Source organism: Mycobacterium sp. EPa45, from assembly GCF_001021385.1.
Classification (GTDB): domain Bacteria; phylum Actinomycetota; class Actinomycetes; order Mycobacteriales; family Mycobacteriaceae; genus Mycobacterium.
In genome coordinates this window covers 2,737,727-2,759,003 of record NZ_CP011773.1, presented here as the reverse complement: position 1 = coordinate 2,759,003, position 21,277 = coordinate 2,737,727, and the positions used below count along the sequence as shown (strand labels likewise).

Here is a 21,277-nt window from a genome sequence, read left to right as displayed (position 1 = left end):
TCCTCGTTTATCTGGTCCTAGATGACCTGTAGTTCCTTGGGGAACCGGGTGAGCAGTTCGGGACTCCGTTCGCCGACGACCAGGGTGTCCTCGATGCGGACACCGCCACGGTCGGGCAGGTAGACACCGGGTTCCACGGTCACCACGGAGCCAGCAAGCAGTGTACCGGCGGCAGCGGAGTTGATTCCCGGCGCTTCGTGGATCTGCAGTCCGACGCCGTGCCCCAGGCCGTGGCCGAAGAATTCACCGTACCCGGCCTCGACGATCACCTGCCGGGCCGCGTTGTCCACGTCGCGCAGTTCGGCCCCGACATCGAGGGCGTTCCGGCCGGCCCGCTGCGCTGCGGCCACCAGCTGGTAGATCTCCTGCTGCCAGTCCTGCGCCGCCCCCAGCACGAACGTGCGAGTCATGTCGGAGTGATAGCCGCCGACCAGTGCGCCGAAGTCGATCTTGACGAAGTCACCGGCCGCCAACACCGCGTCGGTGGGCCGGTGATGCGGGATCGCCGAATTGGCCCCGGCCGCCACGATCGTCTCGAACGACGGCCCGTCCCCGCCATGTTCGAGCATCAGCGCCTCGAGCTGGCGGCCGACCTCCCGCTCGGTGCGCCCCGGCCGCAGGCCGTCGCTGCTCACCAGCACCGCCAGCGCGGCGTCAGCGGCCTCACATGCCAGCCGCAGGAGCGCCAGCTCGCCGGCGTCCTTGACCTCGCGCAGTGCTTCGACCCGGCCCGACGCCCGGACCAGCTCAGCGGCCGGCTGCTGGTCGATCTCGCGGGCCAGGACGTCGAAGCCGTCGACGGTCACGACGTGGCTCTCGAACCCGATCCGGCGGGCACCGTCGGCCACCGCGCGCCCGATCAGATGGCGCCCGCAGGCCCGTTCGATGACCGTTTCCAGGTCCGGCGCCTGCTGCGCCGCCTGCGTCCGGTAGCGAGAATCGGTGGCCAACACGGCGGGCGTGTCGCCGGCGAACACCAATAACGCCGCGTTCGACCCGCTGAAACCGGAGAGATAACGCACGTTGACCAGGTCACTGACCAGGATCGCGTCCAGTCCGTCGGCGGCCAGTGCGGCGGCCAGCCGGTCCCGACGTTGGGAATGTGTCACGTTCGCTGACGGTACTCGCTACGCTGCTCATTCATGACTACGTGGTTGTTGCGCGGCCTGGCGTTCGCTGCCGGCATGGTGATCGTCCGTCTCGTGCAAGGCACGCTGATCAACATCTACGAGACCAAGGCGGGACTGATCAGCATCTCGCTGGTCGTGCTGTTCGGTATTGCGTCGTTCGTGTGGGGCCTGTTCGACGGACGCGCCGACGCCAACGCCAACCCCGATCCGGACCGCCGCCGCGACCTGGCGATGACCTGGCTGCTGGCCGGACTGGTCGCCGGCATCGTCAGCGGCCTGATCACCTGGATCATCTCGCTGTTCTACAAGAACGTCTACGCCGAGGGTCTGATCAGTGAGGTCACCACCTTCGCCGCGTTCACCGCGCTGATGGTCTTCGTGCCGGCCATCGCCGCCGCCGCACTCGGCCGCTTCCTGGTCGACCGGAAGCGGCCCGACGAACCACGCCGCCGTTACGGCGAGGCGCACGACGTGTTCGACGCGGTCGACAACGACGACCGGACCGGGCCGATCGCCGGGCTCGGACATCACGAGTCCGCGGCGACCGAGGCCCACACCTCCCAGGTGGCCACCGCCGAGCGCGACGAGCCGACCGAGCAGATCGACATGCGGGGCAAGTCCGACAAGGCGTAGCAGGCCTTGCCCACCTAGCCCCCGCTCTCCGCGCGGTCGATGAATCCGGACACGGCGTGCAGCACTGACCAGTGGAGCATGCTCACGTCGGCGCCGTCGACGTCGCAGCTGGCCGGCGTGCTCGGCGGGTTCCTGATCACCGCGATCGCACTGCTCTTCGACCGCAACAGTCGCGAGGGTGTGCACACCCTGGCGCTGTTCTCCTGCGCGGTGCTGGTTTTGATGCTGGACAGCTTCGTGTTCAGCCTGATCTCCGGCACGACCGTTCCCGAGGACGGCGACCGGGTCGGCGTCTGCGCGGTGGCGTGGACGCAGGGCGTCGCCGCCACCGGGATGCTCGCGGCGGGGACGACGGCGCTGTTCGGCGGCTTGGCGTGGATGCTGGCCAGCCATGTGGTCAACAAGTTCCCCGAAGAAGTCGACGACGACAACCAGGACGCCCGGGCGTACTGCTTCCTGGCGGTACTGGGCAGCTGGCTCACGTTCGCCGCCGCGATGTCCACGACGCTGATCATGAGCGAAACCACGATCGACTATCTGAGCTTCATGTTCCGCGGCAAGCCGGCGCACTGGGTCACGATCCTGGTGATCGGCGCAACCGCCGTGGTGGTGTTGATCGACGTCAGGTTGGTGGCCGTGCGGAGCTGGCGATTGCGGCGCTCGCTGGTCAACCCCGCCGAGTCGACGTTGTTGGCGATGCGCTCGATCCGGTTCGCCACCGTGAGCATGCTGGCGCTCGCGATTCTGGCATCGGCGTTGGCGGGCAGCGCATCCCGGATCCCCGAGGAATGGCTGACCGCTCCGCACGTCGGGGTGGTGATCGCCGGCATCATCGCCGGCTTCGGGCTCCCGGCGATGGTCTCGACGGCGATCTGCTATTCGGTGCCCAGCACCGGCTAGATCGCCGCCAGCGGCGCCCAGTCGCTGACGTCGAAGCCGTCGCCACTCGCGACGATCACCGGTCCCCCGTGCCCGGGGTAATGCGCGGGAAAGACTGTGGCTCGGGCTTGCGCCGCCTCGGTGAGCACCCGCCGGCGGGTGACGCGGGCGGCGGCCGCATCGACGTCGAAGGCGCAGGCGTCGTCGGGCCGCCGGATCTGGATCGGACAGTGCGTCAGATCGCCGACGAACACGGCGGGGCTGGGCGCGTCGAGCCACAACACCGACGATCCGGGCGTATGTCCCGCCGCTGGACGCAACCGCAGGGATGGGCTGAGCTGAAGGTCCTCGGACCACAGCTGAATCTGATCGGTTACCGGAATCACGCTGTCAGCCAACACTGTTCGCATTCCGTCGTTCTCGCCGTCGCCGCCGGGGCCGAAGAAGCGGTAGTCGGCTTCGGGCATCACGTAGCGCGCATTGGGGAACGTCGGCACCCACCGCCCCTCGACGAGGTGGGTGTTCCAGCCGACATGGTCGGTGTGCAGGTGGGTGTTGACCACGACGTCGATGTCGGCCGGGTCGAAGCCGGCCGCGCGAAACTGTGCCAGGAAGTCGGTGCACAGGTGATCCAGCGGCGGCATGTGCGGGCGATCGCGGTCGTTGCCCACCCCGGTGTCGACGACAACAAGCAGACCATCGACCTCGATCACCCAGGACTGCATCGCAATTCGCCACTGCTCGGCGGGCCGATCCCAGAAGCTCGGCTCAAGCAGATCGGCGTTGTCAGCCCATGCCTGCGCCGGGGTGTCCGCGAACAGCGATGTACGCATCTGGATCCGGGTTTCGACGACCCGCGTGACGTTGGCCGCGCCCAGCGTCATTCGGTTGTTCACGGCTGATCGAGTGTCGTTTCCAGGGTGGCCAGGTAGCGCAGCGCCAGTAGGTAGCCCTGAATCCCCAGCCCGACGATCACCCCGGTCGCCACCCCGCTGAGGTACGAGTGATGCCGAAACTCTTCTCGCGCATGCACATTGGAGATGTGTACCTCGATCAGCGGTGCCTTCAGCTCGGCGCACGCGTCACGCAACGCGATCGAGGTGTGGGTGAGCGCACCGGCGTTCAGGATCACCGGGTCGCCGGCGTCGGCGGCGTGGTGCAACCACTCCAGCAGCTGGCCTTCGCTGTTGGACTGGCGCACCACCGCGGTCATTCCCAGTTCGGTCGCCTGCGTCTCGACGAGGGTGACGAGGTCGTCATAGGTTGTGCTGCCGTAGATCTCGGGTTCGCGGCGGCCGAGCCGGTCGAGATTGGGGCCGTTGAGCACCAGAACCGTGGTCATTTGGCCACCTCCGCATAGGCCGCCGCCAGCAGCGCCGGATCGGGACCTTCCAGCCGGCCCGGCTTGGCCAGCCCGTCGAGCACCACGAACCGCAGCACCCCCGAGCGGGTCTTCTTGTCGCCGGCCATGCTTTCGACTAGTTCGGGCAGCGCGTCGGCGTCGTAACTCACCGGCAGACCCAGCGACGTCAGCACCGCACGGTGGCGGGCCGCGGTCTCGTCATCGAGCCGTCCGGCCAGCCGGCCCAGCTCCGCGGCGAACACCAGGCCCACCGAGACCGCCGCACCGTGACGCCACCGGTACCGCTCGCGGCGTTCGATGGCGTGGCCCAAAGTGTGCCCGTAGTTGAGGATTTCGCGCAGCGCCGACTCTTTCTCGTCGGCTGCCACCACCTCGGCCTTGACGGCGATCGCCCGGCGAATCAGCTCGGGCAGCACCGAACCGGCCGGGTCGACGGCGGCCTGCGGGTCCGCCTCGATGAGGTCCAGGATCTTCGGGTCGGCGATGAAGCCGGCCTTGACGATCTCGGCCATCCCGGCGACGAGTTCGTTGTGCGGCAACGTCTCCAGCATCGCGAGGTCTACCAGCACACCTGCCGGCTGATGGAAGGCACCGACCAGATTCTTGCCGGCCTCGGTGTTGATCCCGGTCTTCCCGCCGACCGCGGCGTCGACCATCGCCAGCAGCGTGGTCGGCACGTGCACGATGTCGACTCCGCGCAGCCAGGTCGCCGCGGCGAAGCCGGCCACATCCGTCGCCGCACCGCCACCGAGGCTGACCAATGCGTCCCTGCGGCCGATTCCGATGCGGCCCAGCACTTCCCAGATGAACCCGACCACCGGCAGGTCCTTACCGGCCTCGGCGTCGGGAATCTCGATGCGGTGGGCGTCGACACCGGAGTCCGCCAGATGCGCGCGGATGACCTCAGCGGTCTGCGTCAGCACCGGCTGGTGCAGGATGGCCACCTTGTGCCGACCACCGAGCAACTCACCGAGCTCACCGAGCAGACCCGTGCCGACGATCACCGGGTAGGGCGGATCGACGGCGACCTCGATGGTCACCGGCGACGAGGACTCTGTCATTTGCGAACTCCGGCGCGGCGGGCGGCCATCGCCGCCGGGGTGGCGGGAGTGACCGGGGTGGACTCGGACGGTTCATCCGCCTGTGTTGGGGCGGAACTCTTCTCGGACGTCGACGACGATCGCCGCCACGGTGGCCTGCGCCGGCGCGGCGGCTGTGGATTCTCCAGCCGCGAAACGATATGGCGCACAACGGCACCGGGGTTGCGCCGGTTGGTGTTGATCCGGATCGTCGCGACCCGCCGGTAGAGCGGCACCCGCTCGTTCATCAGCGAGCGGTATTTCTCGGCGTGGTCGGGGCCGGCCAGTAGCGGTCGCACAGTGCTGCCGCTGGTCCGCCGCACCCCTTCGGCCGCGCTGATCTCCAGGAAAATCACCGTGTGCCCGGCCAGCGCGTCGCGCACGCCGGGTGTGGTGACCGCGCCGCCACCCAAGGACAGGACGCCGTCATGGGTGGCCAGCGCATCGCGGATCACCTCTTCCTCGATGCGGCGGAACTCCTTCTCGCCGTCATTGGCGAAGATGTCGGCGACGGTGCGGCCGGTCTTCTCCTCGATAGCGGCGTCGGTGTCGAGCATCGCCACGCCCATCGCCTTGGCCAGCCGCCGCCCGATGGTCGACTTCCCGGAGCCGGGCAACCCGATCAGCACGGCCTTCGGCGCCATCGCGCTACCCCGACACCCGCACTGGAGCTTCTCGAGTTTCCCCGGGCATGCGCTCAGCGACCGCCTGCAGGTAGCTCTCGACATTGCGGCGGGTCTCCTCCAACGAGTCACCGCCGAACTTCTGCAGCACCGCCCGCGCCAGCACCAGCGCGACCATGGTCTCGACCACGACGCCCGCGGCGGGCACCGCGCACACATCGGAACGTTGGTGGATGGCGACCGCCTCGTCGCCGGTTGCCATGTCGACGGTTGCCAGTGCCCGCGGCACCGTGGAGATCGGCTTCATCGCCGCGCGCACCCGCAGCGGCTGCCCGTTGGTCATGCCGCCTTCGAGCCCGCCGGCCCGGTTCGTCGAACGCACCACACCGTCGGGGCCGGGGTACATCTCGTCGTGCGCCTGGCTGCCGCGGCGACGCGCGGTCTCGAAGCCGTCGCCGATCTCGACGCCTTTGATGGCCTGGATGCCCATCACCGCGCCGGCGAGCTGGCTGTCGAGCCGGTTCTCACCGCTGGTGAAGGAGCCCAGGCCGATCGGCAGGCCGTGGACGACGACCTCGACGATGCCGCCGAGGGTGTCGCCGTCGCGTTTGGCCGCCTCGATCTCGGCGATCATGTCGGCCTCGGCGTCTTTATCGGACGCCCGCACGGGGCTCTCGTCGATGCCGGCCAGGTCGCCCGCGGCCGGTGGGGGCCCGTCGTAGGGCTTGGAGCCGCCGATCGAGATGACGTGCGAGAGCACCTCGACCCCGAGCGCCTGACGCAGGAAGGAGCGAGCGACGGTGCCTGCCGCGACCCGGGCCGCGGTCTCGCGGGCGCTGGCCCGCTCCAAAACGGGGCGGGCGTCGTCGAAGCCGTACTTGAGCATGCCCGCGAAGTCGGCATGTCCTGGGCGCGGCCGGGTCAGCGGCGCGTTGCGGGCCACGTCCAGATCGTCAGCGGCCACCGGGTCGGAGGCCATGACGGTTTCCCACTTGGGCCACTCGGTGTTACCGATCTCGATCGCGATGGGACCGCCCAGCGTCTCGCCGTGGCGGACCCCGGCCAGCACGGTGACCTGGTCCTGCTCGAACTTCATCCGCGCGCCGCGGCCATAGCCCAGCCGACGGCGGGCCAGCTGCTCGGCGATGTCGGCAGAAGTCACGCGCACACCGGCGACCATGCCTTCGACCACGGCTACCAGCGCGCGGCCGTGAGATTCACCGGCAGTCGTCCATCGCAACACGCGTCCCATCTTCCCACGTCGGCTACGGCAGACCCAATCTGCTTTCCCGCCGCCTGGGTGTTCGCCGCGCAAGCAGCGGGTAACCCGCTCTCAGGAGGACATCATGCGCAACGCGGTCATCGTCGCCGCAGCTGGCTGCGTGATGTTCCTGGTGGCTCTCGTCACCGGCAGCGTCTGGGCGGCCATCGGGGTGATCGTGTTGGCACTTGCGGGATTGCTGCTGCTCGCTGCGGACCTGCGCGCCCAACGCCGGGAGGAGAACACCGACCAGGGTGCCGGCCTTGCGCCGCTGCCGCCGGAGAACTTCGTGCCCGACATCGCCGACAGTGACGAGGGCAACGTAACGGGGTCGGCGGTCGCAGCGGATGAATACGGTGAAGACGACTTTCCCTTCGGTGAGCCCCTCCCCATGGAAGACCCCGCGGAGGCAGGCCCCGGTCACCGTCCGGATCCGGCGGATGACGACATACAGATGCGCGTAAGTCCCGAAAGGACTCGATGACCACGGCACGATTGCAGACCGACCGAACCGAGCTCGACCAGGCCCGACGCACCGTGGAGGCGGTGTCGGCCGCATTCTCCGCGACCGTTGTCGGCCAGGACAACCTGCGGGAATCTCTGTTGATCGGGCTGGCCGCCGGCGGCCACGTGCTGATCGAGAGCGTGCCCGGGCTGGCCAAGACCACCGCCGCGCGGGTGATCGCCGAATCCATCCACGGCGGCTTCCAGCGCATCCAGTGCACCCCAGACCTGCTGCCCAGCGACATCATCGGCACCCAGGTGTACGAGGCCGCGACCAACAGGTTCGTCACCCAGCTCGGCCCGGTGCACACCAACATCGTGCTGCTCGACGAGATCAACCGGTCCAGCGCCAAGACGCAGAGCGCGATGCTCGAGGCGATGGAGGAACGCCAGACCACGATCGCCGGCACCGTCCACCCCATCCCGGAACCGTTCCTGGTGGTCGCCACCCAGAATCCCGTCGACCAGGAGGGCACGTATCCACTGTCGGAGGCCCAGACCGACCGATTCATGCTCAAGGACGTCGTGGCTTACCCGTCGGTGACCGAAGAGGTCGAGATGATCCACCGGATGGACGCCGGCCTGTTCGACAAGGATCGCCGCCGCGGCGCGGTCGTCGGTCTCGACGACATTCGCACCCTGCAGCAGGTGGTGCGCGGCGTGCAGATGGATCCGGCGCTGATGCGCTACGCCAGTGAGCTGGTCGCTGTCAGCCGCAACCCGCAGGTGTACCTGGAACCCAAGCTGGCCCGGCTCGTCGAGTACGGCGCCAGCCCACGCGCCACGATCGCGTTCTGCCGGGCCGCCCGCGCGCTGGCCGTGCTGTCCGGACGCGCCCACGTCCTTCCCGACGACATCGCCAAACTCGCGCACCGCATCCTGCGGCACCGGCTGATCCTTGGCTTCGAAGCGGCGGCGTCGGGCATCACCTCCGAAACGGTGATCGACGCCATTCTGCGCGCGGTCCGAGTGCCCTGAGGCATGAGCCAGCACCTCAACCGGGCCAAACGGTTCTTCGGCAATGACACCCGCGGACTCCTCGAAGGTGGCCGCTACGCGCTACTGCACACCCGCAGCATGGAGTTCGATGACCTGCGGCCGTACGTACCGGGCGACGACGTCCGCGATATCGACTGGAAGGCCACCGCGCGATCGGGCACGGTTCTGATCAAGCGCTTCGTGTCCGAGAAACATCACAAGATCCTTCTGGTTGCCGACGCCGGCCGGAACATGACCGCACTGGCGGCGGGCGGGGAGACCAAACGCGATGTGGCCGAGGCGATCCTGGGCGCCTTCGGGTTGATCACGTTGGGCCGCTCCGACGAGATCGGGATGGTCTACGGCGACGCCAGGGGGTGTGCCGGCATCCGGGCCGGCCGCGGTGAGACGCACATCGAAGGCATGCTCGCTCATTTCTATCGGCACACCATGACCAATCCCGGTCCCAGCAATATCGAGTCTCAATTGCAATATGTTGCAACGCATTACCGACGACGCATGTTGCTGGTCGTGGTGTCGGACGAACCGGACGTGACCGCCGGACTCGACGAGGTCACCGGCCGGCTGGCCGCCCGCCATGACGTGCTCTGGACATTTGTCTCCGACATGCCGGCGGTCAGTGGCGACAGCGACGGCTACGATGTCGCGACCGGAGCGGTGGTGGCCAGCCGCACCCGGCTGGGGCGGCGGGTCGAAGTCGCATACCGCCGCGCCGAACACCATCGGCGGGCGCGGCTCGAGGCATTTCTCACCTCCCACGCGATCCCCTTCACCACGATCGGGCGCAGCGACGAGATCCGGCCCCGGCTCACCGCGATGGCGGAGGTGTTCGCCCGTGCCGGGTGACCTGCTGCGCTTCGTCGGCGGACCGACACCCTACTCGTCATGGTGGCTCTGGCTTGCCATTGTGTTGCTGTTGGCTGTGATCATCTGGTACACAGCGGTTTTCGTCGCGACTCTGCCGAACGCCCGACTTCGGGAGCTTCCGGCGCTCGGCGATCTGCACGCCCGGCTGACGCGGCGGCGGTTCGCAGGCGGCATCCGGCACATCACCGACCGCCGGCGGCGCGGCGAGCTGTCCGACGCACAGGCCTATGACCAGATGAGTCACACCGTCCGCAGCTTCCTGCATCAGACCACCGGAGTCCGGGCGCAGTATCTGCACGTCGACGAAATCGCCGCGGGGACGCTCGCGCCGGCCGCACCGCTGATCGCCGCGCTGCGCGACGCCCGGTTCGGCGCCGGCACCGACGCCGACCCCGATCGGCTGGGCACACGGGCCGAGGAGTTGATCCGCTCGTGGACCTGAGGTGGTGGCCGATCGCCCTGGCCGGGGTGCTGGCCCTGGCCGTCTGCGTCGTGTTGGCAATGGTGCTTCCGAGCGCACGCGCCGACCGGACGCTGCGGCCGCTGGCCCACGTCGACCGGCTGACCGCACTGCCCGAGTACGCGCGGATCCGGCGGCGCGAGGCCGTACTGGCGGTGACGACGATCGCGCTGCTGGTCGTGCTGTTCCTAACCGCCGCCCTGTCCGCCGCACGACCGTCGGGCTCGGGGCGCGAGTTCGACGCGCTGCATCCCGAGGACGTGATGCTCTGCGTCGGCGCGCCGGTCGCCGACGGCACCACCGCGCAATTCCTCAACCACTTCGCCCGGCAGGCAACGACATACGATGCCCAGCGGATCGGGCTGACCTCCCCGACCGTGCGGGTGCTGCCGCTGACCCGCGACTACCAGTACGCCGCACAGCGGCTCGGTGAATACGGTGAGCCGGACGCTGCCCAGGCCGCCGAGTTCGCCAAGACGGTCAGCTACACCGACTACGCGCCCAGCCTGCGGGACACCCTCGCGCTGTGCATGACGGGATTCGGCACCGAACCGACCAGCCACCGCCGATCGCTGATCTATCTGGGGCCCAGCACATTCGGTCCCGGTGATGAGCGCTCGTTGTTCAGCGGGCAGCAGCTCGCCGACATGGCCGACAAGGCGGGCATCCAGGTGAACGCGATCACGCGGGTGGACGTCAGCGATGCCGCGCGGCGTGGTGACGACGAGCTCAACGCGCTCGCGCAGCGGTCGGGTGGGCAGTTCTTCCGTTACCACGCGGCCGGCCCGGGCGGATCAGACCCCACGCTGACCGACGACCTCGACGCGATCCGCGCCAACCCGGCACCGGTTGTGCTGCCCGGCGGCGCGCGGATCACCGCGCAACTTCCCGACGAACCCGGCCCGCTTCTCGTCACCGGGCTGACGGTCGCCGCCCTGTTGGGCGTCGCCCTGGTGGTGGTGCGTCGATGAGTGTGCATCCGGTGTTGCCGATGGCGCTGCTGCTGGTGCTGGCCGCGGTGATCGTCGGCGCCCGAGCCGTAACATTGTCGGCGGTCCTGGCGCGCACCGGCGACACTCGCCGGGTAGCACTGTTGCGCTGGGGAGCAACCACACTGGCGATGCTGCTGCTCGTCGCCGCCGCCGCCCGACCGGGCATCGAATCGCCTGACCAGGCGCAGCCCGATCGCGATGCGGCGGCCGTGAGCCAGGGCGCGAACACCAACGTGTTCTTCGTTGTCGATCGCTCGGTGGACTCCAGAGTGTCCGACTATGGCGGGGCGACGCGGATGTCCGGCATCCGCACTGACATGGCGGCGATCGTCGACACGTATCCGAAGGCGCGCTTCGCGGTCATCGGGTTCGCGTCGGCGCCCGCGATCGACTGGCCGCTGTCCGAGGACACCTGGAGCCTCAAGGCGGTCATCGCGGGTTTCTCGCCGTACGTCAGCGTGGCACCTGACGCCGCGTCGCGGGTCGACGCCGGGGCGGCAGCCAATCTGCTGCGCTATCAACTCATTCAGGCCGCCCAGCAGTACCCGGGAGCGCGCAACGTGGTGTTCTACCTCGGTGAGGGTGCCGGCGGGTCGACGGTGCCGCAGGGCAGCTTCGAGGTAGGCGATCGGGTGTCCGGCGGGGCGGTATTCGGCTACGGCACCGCCGCCGGCGGTCCGATTCCGGGTGCCTACGTCGACGGCGCGGTGACGTATCTGTCCGATGCCCGCTCCGGCGGGGCGGCGATCTCCGCGCTCGACGAGAGTCGATTGCGCGGTATCGCAGACGAACTCGGAGTGCCGTACGCGCATCATGACCCCGCACAGCCGGTGGCGCAGGCCCTGCCCCAGCTGAAACCCGGCAACGGTGCGGAGAGCGCTTCGCTCTCGTCGACCCCGGTCCCCCAACGCGTCGAACTGTACTGGTTGTTCGCGCTGCTGGCCGCCGTTGCATTCCTGCCCGAGATCTATCTGACGGTGCGGGAGTTCTGGCGCAACCGCACATCGCGACGGGAGGCGCGTTGACCACGGGAAGGTTGCGCTTGCGCCGGCGGCTGCTGCTGTGGTCGGCGCCAGTGGTTCTGCTGGCGGTGGCTGCTGCAATCAAGATGATATCCGTTGTGCTGGTTGGCGATTCGGCGGTATCGCAGTTCAACCGGGGCGATGGCAAGGCGCTGCACGCCGACGCGTCCAGGCTGGGCGTGCTGAACGTGATCGAACCGGCGAAGGCACCGTTCGCCCGGGGATCCGCTGCCGTTCTGGAGGGCCGCCTTGCTGATGCCGACGCCGACTTCTCCGGTGCGATGGCCCGCGACCCGTCCTGTCCAGTCCGGATCAATGTGGAACTGGTCCGCGAGACGCAGGGCGACGTGGCGGCAGCCGCCTTCCGAACCGCCGCGGCCGAGGAGCGCTACCGCAGTGCGCTGGCCGTCGTCACCGAGGCACCCGCGGGCTGCTTCGCCGGCAATGATGATCCCCAGCCCGACCGGCGGGCGGTCCGCGCGGAGGCCGAGGCCCGACTCAACGCGAAGATCGCTTGGCTGCATGCGGTTCCGCCGCCACCGGAGCTGAACGCTGCGCCACCGCCGCCACCGCCGCCACCGCCGCCACCGCCTCCGGTCGGTGCCGCGCCCGCCGAATCCAGCACGCCGCCACCGGCATTGGGTCCGTCAGGTCAGGGACTGTCGGACATCTCCCCCGACCGGCTGCCCAGCCCGGGTGCGCAGTCGTCGCCGCCTCACCAGTTGGGTGGCGGCGACCCGCTGGACCGATTGCGCCAATTACTCACCGATGCTGCTTCGTCGGGCAGCGACGCAGGCTGATCAGAACAGCACCAGCGCCGCCGCGGCCAGACTCGCCAGACACATCGACGGTCCGTGCGGCACCGTCGCCGTCCGATGCCGAACGGCGATGACGGTGGCCATCATCGCGGTGAGTACCGGCGCGCCCAGCGCGGCCAGCAGCCACACGTCCGGCCCGAACACGCCCGTCAGCCCGCCGACAGCAAGTGCCAGCTTCACATCACCGGCCCCCATTCCACCCGGAACGACAAGGTGGACAACCAAATACAGCGCCGCCAGGCCCAGCGCACCCGCCAGCGCCGGCAGGCCGCGGCCGCATACGGTCGCCACACCCAACACCGCGACGGCGCCAGGCAGCGTCAAGGAGTTGGGCAGCCGCCGCTGGCGGACGTCGAACACCGTTAAGGCCATCGCCCACGCCAGCACGATCCCCACCACAGCAACCCGCATGCGCGGACGTTAACCCAGCGCGGCCGCCATCTGCTCTCGCGGCGCCGGTCGCCCTGTGAATTGTTCGACCTGACTGAACGCCTGGTTCAGCAGCATCTGCACACCACTGATCACCTCACCGCCGGCGTCCTGCACAGCCGCGGCCAGCGCAGTGGGCCACGGATCGTAGATCGCGTCCAGCAACACCGGCACACCCGCGAAAACGCCGGCGTAGGCGGACGCGGCGTCGGCGGGAATGGTGCTCACCAGGACGTCGGCGGTGGCCACCACCTCGGGCAGCCCGGCGTCGGTGAGGTCGCAGTACTCAGCAGTGATGTCGACCGCGCGACCCAGCTCCAGCAGCCGCGCGGCTTTGTCCCGGTTGCGGGCGACGATCGTGACTTCGGTTACGCCGAGGTCGGCCAGTGCCACCACCGCAGCGGGCGCGGTTCCGCCCGAGCCCAGCACGATCGCGCGCCGCAGATGGCGGACGTGGTCCAGCGCGCCGGCGACCCCGTCGATGTCGGTGTTGTCGGCGCGCCAGCCGCGGCCGGTCCGCACCAGAGTGTTGGCCGAGCCGACCAGCTCAGCGCGTTCGGTGTGCTCGTCGGCGACCTGCAGGGCGGCGAACTTCCCTGGCATGGTCACCGACACCCCGACCCATTCCGGGCCGAAACCCTTTACCAGAGGGGGCAACTCGTCAGCAGTGCACTCGATGCGCTCATAGGTCCAGTCCGTCAGCCCGAGCGCGCGATAGGCCGTCAGATGCAGCTGCGGCGACTTGGAATGCGCAACGGGCGACCCGAGCACCGCCGCCCGACGCGCAGTCATCAGCGTGCGGAATCGAGCACGCCGTTGCGCTTGGCCAGCTCGATATTCGCCAGATGCTGCTGATAATCGCGGGTGAACAAGGTGGTCCCCTCGGTGTCCACCGTGACGAAGTACAGCCAGTCACCGGGCTCGGGCCGCTCGGCCGCTGCCAACGAGTCCTGGCCGGGTGAGCAGATCGGCGTGGCCGGCAGGCCCTCCATCGCATAGGTGTTCCACGGTGTGACCTGCGCGCGGTCGGCGTCGGTGGTGGCCACTTCCTGGCGGTCCAGCGGATAGTTCACCGTCGAATCGAATTCCAGCTTCTGCGGCACGGCCAGCCGGTTGTAGATCACCCGAGCGACCTTCGCGAAGTCATGAGGCTTGGCCTCGCGCTGCACCAGCGAGCCGACGATCAGGATCTGGTAGGGCGACATCCGCATCGCCGCGGCGGTGTCCAGCAGCCCCACGCCGACGTAGTGATCGGCACTCTGGCCGACCAGCTTGGCGACAATCTCCTGCGGCGACGCCGCCGGGTCGACGTTCCAGGTGCCCGGCGCGATGAGCCCCTCGAGCCGGCGATGGTTCTTGCCGAGCGAGGTCACCGGTTGGGTCGCCCACTCCGGCACGTTCAACGACGCGGGCGGCGCCTGCTCGGCCACGCGGCGCAGATCCTCGGCCGAGACGCACTTCTGCTGACCGTTGGCCGGGACGCAGGTGGACTTGGAGATCAGGGTGAAGATCCCGTCGGTGACCTTGCCCGAACCGACCTCGGTGATGTCGTCGAGCTGCCGGCCCTCCGGAATCACCAGCTTGCCCACCCGGTTGTGTGGGTCAGCCAGCCGGTCCACCGCAGCCGACGCCGACATCTCGGTGCGCACCGTGTAATAGCCGGGCTGGATCGCGGCGATCGCGTCATTGTTCTTGGCCGCGTCGACGAATCCCTTGATGTTGGAGATGACGTTCTTGTCGCGCAGCGTCTGGCCGATCTGGGTGGTGGAATCGCCATCGTGGACCTGGATGACGACGTCGTCCTTACCCTCGCCCGCATACCCGCTGTCGCCGCTGAACAGCTTGGCGCCCAGGTACACCGCGGCCACCACGATCACAACCAGCAGGGCCGCTGCCGCGGCCCCGATCATCCTGCGCCGGTTGCGGTTTCGCTTGGCGCGGACCCGTTCCAGGCGGCTCATCTTGCCCCGCGGCGGACCGACCGCCACCGGTCCCGAGCGATCGTCGTAGTCGTCAGACATCGTCGCTCCCTGCAGCTATGGCGCGGCGCTGGTCAAGCCAGCCCTGGAGGATGCCCACCGCGGCGGCCTGGTCGATCACCCCGCGCTGGGACTTGGCCCGCACGCCGGCCTCCCGCAACGACCGCTGGGCGACCACCGTCGTCAATCGTTCGTCGGCCAGCCGCACCGGCACCGGCGCGATCCGCTCGGCCAGCGCATCGGCCACCTCGACCGCGTCCTGAGCCGATGTTCCGGCCCGGTCGGCGAGCGTGCGGGGCAGTCCGACCACCACCTCGACGATGTCATGTTCAGCGACCAGGGCGGCGAGCCGCCGCAGATGCTTGCCGGTCCGTTCCCGCCGCACCGTCTCCACCGGGGTGGCCAGGATGCCGTCCGGGTCGCTGAGGGCCACGCCGATCCGCACCGTGCCCACGTCGACACCGAGCCGACGCCCGCGCCCGGGATCGTCTGCGCCGGGCCGGTCGGGCACACGGTTCTGTGCGGAGAGCACGGACGCTAGCTCCGCGCGATCTCTGCGCGAACCGCCCCCAGTGCCGCATCGATTCCAGCCGGGTTCTTCCCGGATCCCTGCGCCAGATCAGCCTTGCCGCCGCCTCGCCCGTCGACCGCCGACGCAATCTGCTTGATCAGGTCGTTGGCGCGGAGCCCCGCGTCCTGCGCAGCCGGGTTGGTGGCGACCACGAACGGAACCGTTCCTTCGTCACCTTCGCTGATGAGCACCACCACCGCGGGCTCAGAGCCCATCTTGCCGCGGATGTCGCCGACCAGGGAGCGCAGATCACCGGCGTTCATCCCGGCCGACATCCGCTGCGCCACGAGACGGACCTTACCCACCTGCTCTGCTCCCGCGGCGGCGTTCGCCGCGGCAGCGCGTGCGGTGGCCAGCCGGACCCGGTCGAGTTCCTTCTCGGCGGCCTTGAGCTTCTCGACGAGGGTGGCCACCCGGGCCGGCACCTCGTCGGAGGGCACCTTCAGCGACGAGGCCAGACCGGCCATCAGCGCGCGTTCCTTGGCGAGGTGGCGGAACGAGTCCAGTCCGACGTAGGCCTCGACGCGGCGCACCCCGGAGCCGACCGACGACTCACCGAGGATCGTGACCGGACCGATCTGCGCCGAGTTGTGCACGTGGGTGCCGCCGCAGAGTTCCAGCGAGAACGGCCCGCCGATCTCGACCACCCGGACCTCGTCGGGGTACGACTCGCCGAACATCGCCATGGCGCCCATCGCCTTGGCTTTCTCCAGCTTCTCGTTGAAGGTGTGCACCTCGAAGTCCGCCTGTACAGCCTCGTTGGTGACTTCCTCGACCTGAGCCCGCTGCTCGTCGCTCAACGAACCCTGGTAGTTGAAGTCGAACCGCAGATAACCCGGACGATTCAGCGAACCCGCCTGGACGGCGTTGGGCCCCAACACCTGTCGCAGTGCGGCGTGCACCATGTGAGTGCCGGAGTGGCCCTGGGTGGCGCCGTGGCGCCACTGCGGGTCAACAGCGGCGGTGACGGTGTCGCCCTCGACGAACTCGCCGGACTCGACGTTGACCCGGTGCACCCACAGCGTCTTGGCGATCTTCTGCACATCGGTGACGGCTGCCTTGGCCGCACCGCTGCCGCCCGTGCCGCTGATCCAGCCGGCATCGGCGATCTGTCCGCCGGACTCGGCGTAGAGCGGGGTACGGTCCAGCACGATCTCGACGCGCTCCGGGGGCGGCGTTTCGGAATGCACGCGCGGATGATGTGCAACCACCGGCACCCGCTTGCCGTCGACGAAGATACCGAGAACCTTTGCCTCAGAGGTCAATTCGTCGAAGCCAGTGAACTCCGTCGGCCCGGCGTCGACCAGCTCGCGGAATGCCGACAGGTCGGCGTGGGCGTGCTTGCGGGCCGCGGCATCCGCCTTGGCGCGGCGGCGCTGCTCGGCCATCAGCTCACGGAAACCGAGCTCGTCGACACTCAGTCCGGCCTCGGCCGCCATCTCCAGCGTCAGCTCGATCGGGAACCCGTAGGTGTCGTGCAGGGTGAACGCTTCCGAGCCGCCCAGCACGCTCTTGCCTGCGGATTTTGTTGCGGCAGCGGCCTCTTCGAACAATTTCGAGCCCGACGCCAGCGTCCGGTTGAACGCGGTCTCCTCGGCCACCGCGATGCGCTGGATCCGGTCGAAATCGCTCGCCAGTTCCGGATACGACGGACCCATCGCGTCGCGCACGGTGACCATCAACTCCGCCATGATCGGCTGTTCGACACCGAGCAGCTTGGCGGCGCGAATGATGCGCCGCAGCAGCCGGCGCAGCACGTAGCCGCGCCCCTCGTTGCCGGGGGTGACGCCGTCGCCGATGATGATCGCCGCGGTGCGGCTGTGGTCGGCGATCACCCGGTAGCGGACATCGTCGTCGTGTGAACCCTGGCCGTACCCGCGGGGCGCGTATTGCGCCACCTTGTCGATGACGGGGCGCAGCAGGTCGGTCTCGTAGACGTTGTCCACGTTCTGGAGCAGACAGGCGATGCGCTCCACACCCATGCCGGTGTCGATGTTCTTGCGCGGCAACGGCCCCAGAATCTCGAAGTCGTCCTTGCTGGTGCCCTCGCCGCGCTCGTTCTGCATGAACACGAGATTCCAGATCTCGATGAAGCGGTTCTCGTCGGCTTCCGGGCCGCCCTCGACGCCGTACTCGGGTCCGCGGTCGTAGTAGATCTCCGAGCACGGCCCGCAGGGGCCGGGGATGCCCATCGACCAGTAGTTGTCGGCCATGCCGCGACGCTGGATCCGCTCGATCGGCAGGCCGGCGACCTCCTGCCACAGCTGCACGGCCTCGTCGTCGTCGTAGAAGACCGTCGCCCACAACCGTTCCGGATCGAACCCGTAGCCACCCTGCTCGACCGGCTTGGTCAGCAGCGTCCACGCCAGCTCGATCGCCCCGCGCTTGAAATAGTCGCCGAACGAGAAGTTGCCCGCCATCTGAAAGAAGGTGTTGTGACGGGTGGTGATCCCGACCTCGTCGATGTCGGGCGTGCGGATGCACTTCTGGATGCTGGTGGCCGTCGCGTACGGCGGGGTGCGCTGCCCGAGGAAGAACGGCACGAACTGCACCATGCCCGCGTTGACGAACAGCAGGTTCGGGTCATCGAGGATCACCGAGGCACTCGGCACCTCGGTGTGGCCTGCTTGCACGAAGTGATCCAGGAATCGCTTCCTGATCTCGTGTGTCTGCACTGGGTTTCCTTGCGTTCTTAGGTGCGGCTCGACGGACGCTTCGACCGCACCACATTACCGGGCGCGTTTGGCGTCAGCCGCCGACGAAGCTCAGCCGAACCGATCTGCGCGGATTGTCCCGGTTCAGGTCGACCAGCACGATGCTCTGCCAGGTGCCCAGCAACGGCTTGCCGTCGGCCACCGGGACCGTCACCGACGGCGCGACGATCGCCGGCATGACGTGATCGGCCCCGTGCCCCGGCGAACCGTGCGAGTGCCGGTAGCGCTCGTCGCGCGGCAGCAGGCGTTCGAGGGTGTCGAGCAGGTCGTCGTCGGAGCCGGCTCCGGTCTCGATGACCGCCACGCCGGCGGTGGCGTGCGGAACGAACACGTTGAGAAGTCCGTCACCGCGGCCACGGCAGAACGACCGCGCCTCGTCGGTGAGGTCGACGATCCGCCGCCGCGAGCTGTCGATGTCGAGCACGTCGGTATCCACAAATCCCAAGCCTACGGACCTCGGCGAAACCGGTGCGAGCTCATATCGGGTGGAGGAAGGTGAACAGTGCCGGTGGCGCCACCGGGGCGCTGCCCCGAGTCGAAGGGGGTGGAGGAGTGCACGCACGCTCTACTACGTTTGCCGCGCGCCCGGAATCCGTTGAGGCCGGAATCGCGGTGTTCCGCGACGAGGTGATGCCGGCGTTGCAGGGCATGACCGGATGTGTGGGCATGTCACTTCTGACCGACCGTGAATCGGGCCGGTGCATCGTCACCACCGCCTGGGAGGACAGCACCGCAATGCAGGCCAGCTCCTCGGAGGTCCGGCTGTTTCGCGACCGGGCCGCCCAGGTCCTCGGAGCCACCGCAACGGTGGACGAATGGCAGATCGCGGCGCTGCACCGCGATCACCGCTCTGGTGAGGGCGCCTGCGTCCGCGCCACGTGGCTTCAGATGAGGCCCGACCAGTTCGACCAGGCCGTCGAGTTCTACAAGACGACCGTGCTACCGGAGATCGAGCAGCTCGACGGGTTCTGCAGCACCAGCATGATGTGTGACAGGGACTCGGGTCGGGCGGTGGTGTCGACGACCTACGACAGCAGGGACGCGATGGAGCGCAGCCGCGACGCGGCCAGGTCATTGCGGACCGCTTTACTGCGGGATCTGGGTGCCGATCAGCTTGATGTGGGCGAATTCGACCTGGCGATCGCGCGGCTGCGAGTGCCGGAAATGGCCTAGAGGGGTGACTTAAGGCTCTGCCCCATGGGCCCGGGCCGGCGCTAGCTTCTCGGATCATGGGCAAGCAGAGACCGGCCTTGGCGGCGGGAATGGCGCTGGCCGGCATCGCCGGGGTGTACCGCTGGGTGATGCGGCCGAAGATTTACACCTGGGGAGCCACGGCCCAGGAGGTCGCCGCGGAGCTTCCGGGAGACAGTCTGGTGTCACCGGGACGCCGCACGACTCGCGCCATCACCATCGATGCCCCCGTCGAGGAGGTCTGGCCCTGGCTGGTCCAGATCGGCGAGGATCGCGGCGGTTTCTACAGTTACGACGTCCTCGAACGGCTGGTCGGTGCGCGAATAAGGAATGCCGACGTCATTCACCCGCAATGGCAAAAGTTGCAGGCCGGCGACACCGTGTGGCTGGCGCAGCGCTATGGCCATGCCGGCCGACAGGTCGTCGCGGAAGTCGAACCGATGTCGCATCTGGTGCTGATGTCGCCGCCGGACTACCAGCGGGTGCTCCGCGGTGAGAAGGCATCCGGCTCGTGGGCTTTCTACCTGATCCCGCAGGGACGACAGACCCGGCTGCTGGCGCGCGGCAGTGGCGGTTCGGTGGGACAGAGCGCTTTCGACATTGTGCATTTCGTGATGGAGCGCGGAATGCTGCGTGGCATCCGCCGGCGCGCACAATCCGCCCGTGGCGACGTCAGACCGGTCTCGCCTCCACGACGCTGATCGGGGCTGCGGTCTCCACCACAGCGGTCATGGAGAAGCCGGCCTCGGCGAGCAACGCACGGTACTGCTCGGCAGTGCGTTCCCGGCCGCCGGCGACCAGCAGCATCTCGAGATCGACCCACTTGCCGATGAAGTCGCCGTCGTGATCGGGAATGACGAACTCGAGAAGCAGCAGGGTCGCCCCCGGCTTGATCGCGGCCCGGACATTGCGCAGGATCGCCAGCGCCTGCTCGTCGGCCCAATCGTGAATGATGTGCTTCAGCACGTAGGCATCGCCGCCGCCGGGCACCGACTCGAAGAACGAGCCGCCCTCAACGTCCACCCGCTCGGTGAGCCCGAACTCGGCGAGCAGCTTCGGAGCTTCGGCGACGACGTCGGGCATGTCGTAGAGCACGCCGCGCGCCGTCGGGGTGGCGGCCAGGATCGCCGCGAGCAGCCGACCGTGGCCGCCGCCAACGTCCACGATCGTCCGGTACCGGCTGAAGTCGTAGCCGGCGACCACCGGCTGCACCGTCATTTGCGAGATGCCGGTCATCGCGTTGTTGAACAACTCGGCGAATTCGTGGTCATCGCCGAGATATTCGAAGAATTCCTTGCCGCGCAGGGACTCGACGACGGGCTTACCGGTGGTGACCGCGTCGAGCAGGTGGGTCCAGTGCTCGCGCTGCTGCCGGGATCCGTAGAACAATGCGGCGGCGCGCAACGAGCCGGCCGCGTCGGTCTGCAACGTCTCGGCGAGCGCGTTGAGCCCGTAGCGGCCGTCGCGATGCCTGCGGAACACGCCGCGGCTGACCAGTGCCCGCATCAACCGGTCCACGCCGTCGGGGTCGGCGCCGACTCGCTGCGCGAGGGTGGCTGCCGGTAGCGGACCGTCGGCCAGTGCGTCGGCGACACCGAGTGCGCACGCCACCTGGATGGCCTGGGATACCCAGGTTCCCAACATCAACTCGAGCATCTCGATCGGGGGCGGCACCAGGCGCCGGCTCAATCGTGACAGCCCGCTTCGCACGTTTTCGACGAGCCGCACCACGCGGGCGGGCGGGACCTTGTCCGACATGGGTT

Annotated in this window: 24 protein-coding genes; 11 read left to right on the top strand and 13 right to left on the bottom strand. The window is 68.6% G+C overall.

The genetic code is table 11. The features are described 5' to 3' along the window. Positions 1 to 17 precede the first annotated feature (17 nt). The gene (locus AB431_RS13145; RefSeq protein ID WP_047330289.1) at positions 18 to 1,109 is read right to left on the bottom strand and encodes an aminopeptidase P family protein; all 1,092 of its coding nucleotides are present in this window, start codon (positions 1,107 to 1,109) and stop codon (positions 18 to 20) included. Positions 1,110 to 1,142: 33 nt separating this feature from the next. Here AB431_RS13145 and AB431_RS13140 point away from each other — a divergent pair, with 33 nt between their 5' ends. Then, positions 1,143 to 1,763 carry a B-4DMT family transporter gene (locus AB431_RS13140; protein ID WP_047330288.1) on the top strand — a complete coding sequence of 207 codons (621 nt, stop codon included), beginning with the start codon at positions 1,143 to 1,145 and terminating at the stop codon, positions 1,761 to 1,763. 78 nt (positions 1,764 to 1,841) lie between these two features. Next, complete coding sequence (locus AB431_RS13135; RefSeq protein WP_235435891.1) at positions 1,842 to 2,663, top strand: hypothetical protein; 822 nt, start codon at positions 1,842 to 1,844, stop codon at positions 2,661 to 2,663. Here the strand turns inward: AB431_RS13135 and AB431_RS13130 are convergent. The 5 genes from AB431_RS13130 to aroC are packed head-to-tail and all read right to left on the bottom strand — an operon-like array spanning position 2,660 to position 6,950. After that, positions 2,660 to 3,526, bottom strand: a complete 867-nt coding sequence (locus AB431_RS13130) for an MBL fold metallo-hydrolase (RefSeq protein ID WP_082135892.1) — start codon at positions 3,524 to 3,526, stop codon at positions 2,660 to 2,662. The genes AB431_RS13135 and AB431_RS13130 overlap by 4 nt on opposite strands. Before the next feature lie 8 nt (positions 3,527 to 3,534). Beyond that, positions 3,535 to 3,984: a type II 3-dehydroquinate dehydratase gene (gene aroQ / locus AB431_RS13125; protein WP_047330285.1), complete on the bottom strand. Its 450-nt coding sequence runs from the start codon at positions 3,982 to 3,984 to the stop codon at positions 3,535 to 3,537. Continuing rightward, positions 3,981 to 5,066 carry a 3-dehydroquinate synthase gene (aroB, locus tag AB431_RS13120; protein WP_047330284.1) on the bottom strand — a complete coding sequence of 362 codons (1,086 nt, stop codon included), beginning with the start codon at positions 5,064 to 5,066 and terminating at the stop codon, positions 3,981 to 3,983. The genes aroQ and aroB overlap by 4 nt, the downstream gene beginning before the upstream one ends. Further along, complete coding sequence (locus tag AB431_RS13115) at positions 5,063 to 5,728, bottom strand: shikimate kinase (RefSeq protein ID WP_047330283.1); 666 nt, start codon at positions 5,726 to 5,728, stop codon at positions 5,063 to 5,065. The genes aroB and AB431_RS13115 overlap by 4 nt, the downstream gene beginning before the upstream one ends. Positions 5,729 to 5,732: 4 nt before the next feature. Then, positions 5,733 to 6,950: a chorismate synthase gene (aroC, locus tag AB431_RS13110; RefSeq protein ID WP_047330282.1), complete on the bottom strand. Its 1,218-nt coding sequence runs from the start codon at positions 6,948 to 6,950 to the stop codon at positions 5,733 to 5,735. Positions 6,951 to 7,053: 103 nt separating this feature from the next. Between aroC and AB431_RS29540 the strand changes: the two genes are divergently transcribed. The 7 genes from AB431_RS29540 to AB431_RS13080 are packed head-to-tail and all read left to right on the top strand — an operon-like array spanning position 7,054 to position 12,612. After that, positions 7,054 to 7,452: a hypothetical protein gene (locus AB431_RS29540; RefSeq protein WP_052960278.1), complete on the top strand. Its 399-nt coding sequence runs from the start codon at positions 7,054 to 7,056 to the stop codon at positions 7,450 to 7,452. Beyond that, the gene (locus tag AB431_RS13105) at positions 7,449 to 8,450 is read left to right on the top strand and encodes a MoxR family ATPase (RefSeq protein ID WP_047330281.1); all 1,002 of its coding nucleotides are present in this window, start codon (positions 7,449 to 7,451) and stop codon (positions 8,448 to 8,450) included. Before AB431_RS29540 ends, AB431_RS13105 begins: the two co-directional genes overlap by 4 nt. A gap of 3 nt (positions 8,451 to 8,453) precedes the next feature. Then, the gene (locus AB431_RS13100) at positions 8,454 to 9,317 is read left to right on the top strand and encodes a DUF58 domain-containing protein (protein ID WP_047330280.1); all 864 of its coding nucleotides are present in this window, start codon (positions 8,454 to 8,456) and stop codon (positions 9,315 to 9,317) included. Beyond that, positions 9,307 to 9,780, top strand: a complete 474-nt coding sequence (locus AB431_RS13095; RefSeq protein ID WP_047330279.1) for a hypothetical protein — start codon at positions 9,307 to 9,309, stop codon at positions 9,778 to 9,780. Before AB431_RS13100 ends, AB431_RS13095 begins: the two co-directional genes overlap by 11 nt. Next, positions 9,771 to 10,769 (top strand): hypothetical protein, encoded by a 999-nt coding sequence (locus tag AB431_RS13090; RefSeq protein ID WP_047330278.1) that lies wholly within the window; start codon positions 9,771 to 9,773, stop codon positions 10,767 to 10,769. Before AB431_RS13095 ends, AB431_RS13090 begins: the two co-directional genes overlap by 10 nt. Then, positions 10,766 to 11,815, top strand: a complete 1,050-nt coding sequence (locus AB431_RS13085; RefSeq protein WP_047330277.1) for a hypothetical protein — start codon at positions 10,766 to 10,768, stop codon at positions 11,813 to 11,815. The genes AB431_RS13090 and AB431_RS13085 overlap by 4 nt, the downstream gene beginning before the upstream one ends. Continuing rightward, positions 11,812 to 12,612 (top strand): hypothetical protein, encoded by an 801-nt coding sequence (locus AB431_RS13080; RefSeq protein ID WP_162489411.1) that lies wholly within the window; start codon positions 11,812 to 11,814, stop codon positions 12,610 to 12,612. The genes AB431_RS13085 and AB431_RS13080 overlap by 4 nt, the downstream gene beginning before the upstream one ends. Here the strand turns inward: AB431_RS13080 and AB431_RS13075 are convergent, their stop codons facing one another. From AB431_RS13075 to AB431_RS13050, 6 genes are all read right to left on the bottom strand, one after another. Beyond that, on the bottom strand, positions 12,613 to 13,041 hold the full coding sequence (locus tag AB431_RS13075; RefSeq protein WP_047330275.1) for an A24 family peptidase: 429 nt from the start codon (positions 13,039 to 13,041) through the stop codon (positions 12,613 to 12,615). A 9-nt stretch (positions 13,042 to 13,050) separates the two neighbouring features. Next, positions 13,051 to 13,851 carry a shikimate dehydrogenase gene (locus AB431_RS13070; protein WP_047330274.1) on the bottom strand — a complete coding sequence of 267 codons (801 nt, stop codon included), beginning with the start codon at positions 13,849 to 13,851 and terminating at the stop codon, positions 13,051 to 13,053. After that, complete coding sequence (mltG, locus tag AB431_RS13065; RefSeq protein WP_047330273.1) at positions 13,851 to 15,080, bottom strand: endolytic transglycosylase MltG; 1,230 nt, start codon at positions 15,078 to 15,080, stop codon at positions 13,851 to 13,853. The genes AB431_RS13070 and mltG overlap by 1 nt, the downstream gene beginning before the upstream one ends. Further along, positions 15,073 to 15,570 (bottom strand): Holliday junction resolvase RuvX, encoded by a 498-nt coding sequence (ruvX, locus tag AB431_RS13060; protein ID WP_047330272.1) that lies wholly within the window; start codon positions 15,568 to 15,570, stop codon positions 15,073 to 15,075. The genes mltG and ruvX overlap by 8 nt, the downstream gene beginning before the upstream one ends. Positions 15,571 to 15,575: 5 nt before the next feature. After that, complete coding sequence (alaS, locus tag AB431_RS13055) at positions 15,576 to 18,284, bottom strand: alanine--tRNA ligase (protein WP_047330271.1); 2,709 nt, start codon at positions 18,282 to 18,284, stop codon at positions 15,576 to 15,578. A 73-nt stretch (positions 18,285 to 18,357) separates the two neighbouring features. After that, entirely contained in the window at positions 18,358 to 18,747 is a 390-nt protein-coding gene (locus tag AB431_RS13050; protein ID WP_200902766.1) for a secondary thiamine-phosphate synthase enzyme YjbQ, read from the bottom strand. Between the two features lie 128 nt (positions 18,748 to 18,875). On the opposite strand from AB431_RS13050, the gene AB431_RS13045 reads away from it, so the two are divergent. Continuing rightward, on the top strand, positions 18,876 to 19,496 hold the full coding sequence (locus tag AB431_RS13045; protein ID WP_047330269.1) for an antibiotic biosynthesis monooxygenase: 621 nt from the start codon (positions 18,876 to 18,878) through the stop codon (positions 19,494 to 19,496). Between the two features lie 56 nt (positions 19,497 to 19,552). Beyond that, the gene (locus AB431_RS13040) at positions 19,553 to 20,215 is read left to right on the top strand and encodes a hypothetical protein (protein WP_047330268.1); all 663 of its coding nucleotides are present in this window, start codon (positions 19,553 to 19,555) and stop codon (positions 20,213 to 20,215) included. Here the strand turns inward: AB431_RS13040 and AB431_RS13035 are convergent. Next, positions 20,187 to 21,272, bottom strand: a complete 1,086-nt coding sequence (locus AB431_RS13035) for a methyltransferase (protein ID WP_047330267.1) — start codon at positions 21,270 to 21,272, stop codon at positions 20,187 to 20,189. The genes AB431_RS13040 and AB431_RS13035 overlap by 29 nt on opposite strands. Positions 21,273 to 21,277: the final 5 nt, after the last annotated feature.

Excerpts from the sequence above, each read along its gene's own strand:
- AB431_RS13130 (WP_082135892.1), bottom strand. The coding sequence starts at position 3,526 with ATGACGCTGGGCGCGGCCAACGTCACGCGGGTCGTCGAAACCCGGATC.
- AB431_RS13100 (WP_047330280.1), top strand. The coding sequence starts at position 8,454 with ATGAGCCAGCACCTCAACCGGGCCAAACGGTTCTTCGGCAATGACACC.
- AB431_RS13070 (WP_047330274.1), bottom strand. The coding sequence starts at position 13,851 with ATGACTGCGCGTCGGGCGGCGGTGCTCGGGTCGCCCGTTGCGCATTCC.
- AB431_RS13105 (WP_047330281.1), top strand. The coding sequence starts at position 7,449 with ATGACCACGGCACGATTGCAGACCGACCGAACCGAGCTCGACCAGGCC.
- AB431_RS13115 (WP_047330283.1), bottom strand. The coding sequence starts at position 5,728 with ATGGCGCCGAAGGCCGTGCTGATCGGGTTGCCCGGCTCCGGGAAGTCG.
- AB431_RS13075 (WP_047330275.1), bottom strand. The coding sequence starts at position 13,041 with ATGCGGGTTGCTGTGGTGGGGATCGTGCTGGCGTGGGCGATGGCCTTA.
- aroB (WP_047330284.1), bottom strand. The coding sequence starts at position 5,066 with ATGACAGAGTCCTCGTCGCCGGTGACCATCGAGGTCGCCGTCGATCCG.
- AB431_RS13140 (WP_047330288.1), top strand. The coding sequence starts at position 1,143 with ATGACTACGTGGTTGTTGCGCGGCCTGGCGTTCGCTGCCGGCATGGTG.
- aroQ (WP_047330285.1), bottom strand. The coding sequence starts at position 3,984 with ATGACCACGGTTCTGGTGCTCAACGGCCCCAATCTCGACCGGCTCGGC.
- AB431_RS29540 (WP_052960278.1), top strand. The coding sequence starts at position 7,054 with ATGCGCAACGCGGTCATCGTCGCCGCAGCTGGCTGCGTGATGTTCCTG.
- AB431_RS13085 (WP_047330277.1), top strand. The coding sequence starts at position 10,766 with ATGAGTGTGCATCCGGTGTTGCCGATGGCGCTGCTGCTGGTGCTGGCC.
- AB431_RS13035 (WP_047330267.1), bottom strand. The coding sequence starts at position 21,272 with ATGTCGGACAAGGTCCCGCCCGCCCGCGTGGTGCGGCTCGTCGAAAAC.
- mltG (WP_047330273.1), bottom strand. The coding sequence starts at position 15,080 with ATGTCTGACGACTACGACGATCGCTCGGGACCGGTGGCGGTCGGTCCG.
- AB431_RS13040 (WP_047330268.1), top strand. The coding sequence starts at position 19,553 with ATGGGCAAGCAGAGACCGGCCTTGGCGGCGGGAATGGCGCTGGCCGGC.
- AB431_RS13135 (WP_235435891.1), top strand. The coding sequence starts at position 1,842 with ATGCTCACGTCGGCGCCGTCGACGTCGCAGCTGGCCGGCGTGCTCGGC.